This is a genomic window from Williamsia sp. (assembly GCF_036566845.1).
Classification (GTDB): domain Bacteria; phylum Actinomycetota; class Actinomycetes; order Mycobacteriales; family Mycobacteriaceae; genus Williamsia.
In genome coordinates, this window is the sequence record NZ_DATCVM010000074.1 from 1 (window position 1) to 1,896 (window position 1,896).

Consider the following 1,896-nt stretch of genomic DNA (forward strand, 5'->3'; position numbering starts at 1 on the left):
GGGTTGTAACAGCGAAATGCCCTGTCGTAGTGAAAGAATGAGATTTCTCGAGGATCAAATTCGGCCACTACGAAGGGCATCTCGTAGATGCAACTATCTCACACTCGGCCCGTCGCGTCGGCGATCTTCGATGACCCGAACCTGGTGTCGTGCGCCGGGCTGGTCCCGATCGCCGCGTTGGCCCAGCAGTGCGGTCTCAAGACTTTGACTGACGAGCACCTCAGCGTGCCGACCGACAAGGGCGCCAACGCCGGAGCGAAAGTCAGTGCGCTGGTCGCGGGCATGATCGCCGGCGCCGACAGCATCGACGACATGAGGCTGCTGCGCCACGGCCGCGATGGGCACCCTGTTCGACCGCCCGTATGCGCCCTCGACGCTGGGATCGTTTCTGCGGGAATTCAGCTTGGGCCACGTCCGCCAACTCGACGCCGTGGCATCGCGGCTGCTGGCCGGCCTGCACGCCCGTACGCCGCTGCTGGCCGGCATCGACGGCGCGGTCATGGTCGATGTCGACGACACCATCATCGAAGTGCATGGTCACGCCAAACAAGGATCGGGATACGGCTACTCCGGGGTCCGCGGGCTCAATGCGCTGATCGCGACCCTCACCACCGACGAGGGCGCACCGGTGATCACCGGCCAGCGCCTGCGCAAAGGATCCTGCGGCTCCCCACGCGGGGCGGCCCGGATGATCGGCGACACCCTGGCCACCGTGAAACGTCTGCGCAGCACCGAGGCCATGTGTAAGCCGCTGCTACGGGCGGACTCCGCGTTCTACGGCCATCGGACCGTCGCCGCAGCGATCCGCGGCGGCGCCGAGGTGTCGATCACCGTGCGCCTGGACTCGACAGTCAGGACCGCGATCGCCGCCATCGACGACGACGCGTGGACCCCCATCGAGTACACCGACGCGATCTACGACGAGACCACCGGCCAGTGGATTTCCCGGGCCGAGGTCGCCGAGATCGGGTTCACCGCGTTCAGCTCCAAGAAAGCCAGCCAGCAGGTCCCAGGCAGGCTGGTGGTGCGCCGAATCCCCGACCTCAACCCCACCGCCGACAAGCAGGCCACACTGTTCGACGTATGGCGTTTCCACGCCTTCTTCACCACCACAGACCTCGACACCGTCACCGCCGACAAGACCCACCGCGGCCACGCCATCATCGAGCAGGTTCACGCCGACCTCAAAGACTCCGCCCTGGCCCATCTACCCTCAGGACAATTCGCCGCCAATAGTGCCTGGTTGGTGCTGGCGGTGATGGCGTTCAATCTCACCCGCGCCGCGGCCACCCTCACCGGGCCGGCGCTGGCCAAGTCCCGCACCGCGACCATCCGCCGCACCCTGATCAGCGTGCCGGCACGCATCGCCTCCTCAGCCCGACGCTGAACCGTCCCGGGTTTCGTGCACCTTCTTCTGAGGGAAGGATGGCACGATGCCGAGCAAGTACGACGAGAACACCAAGGCCAAGGCGGTGCGGCTGGTCCGAGAGCATCGCGATGACTACGAGACCGAGTGGGCGGCGATGCGCGCGATCTCGGCGCGGTTGGGGATGAGCGCGGAGACGCTGCGCAAGTGGGTGCGCCAGGCCGGGGTGGACGACGGTGAGGGTGCGGGTGTGCCGACTGAGACCGCACGCGAGCTGCGGGAGCTGCGCCGCAAAACCAAGGAACTTGAGCAAACGATCGAAATACTAAAGGCCGCAACAACTTTCTTCGCGCGGGAGTGCGACCCGCTACACCGCTGATCTGCGAGTTCTGAAACGCTCTGGTTCCGGTGGAGGCTCGGGCTATTGGATTTCGACCAGGGGTTGGTCGGTCCGTTTCGTAGCGTAGAAGATGGCTTCGAACTCTGTGGGCGGTAGGTCGTTGAGGTAGCCGTGCAGACGCGCTGTGTTG

General features: G+C 65.5%; 2 pseudogenes. Both read left to right on the forward strand.

What is annotated here, in order from left to right:
• Window positions 1–87 precede the first annotated feature (87 nt).
• A pseudogene (locus tag VIQ49_RS06365) lies at window positions 88–1,384 on the forward strand (IS1380 family transposase); the annotation flags it as partial.
• 49 nt (window positions 1,385–1,433) lie between these two features.
• Window positions 1,434–1,756: pseudogene (locus VIQ49_RS06370) on the forward strand (transposase); the annotation flags it as partial.
• Between the last annotated feature and the right edge of the window lie 140 nt (window positions 1,757–1,896).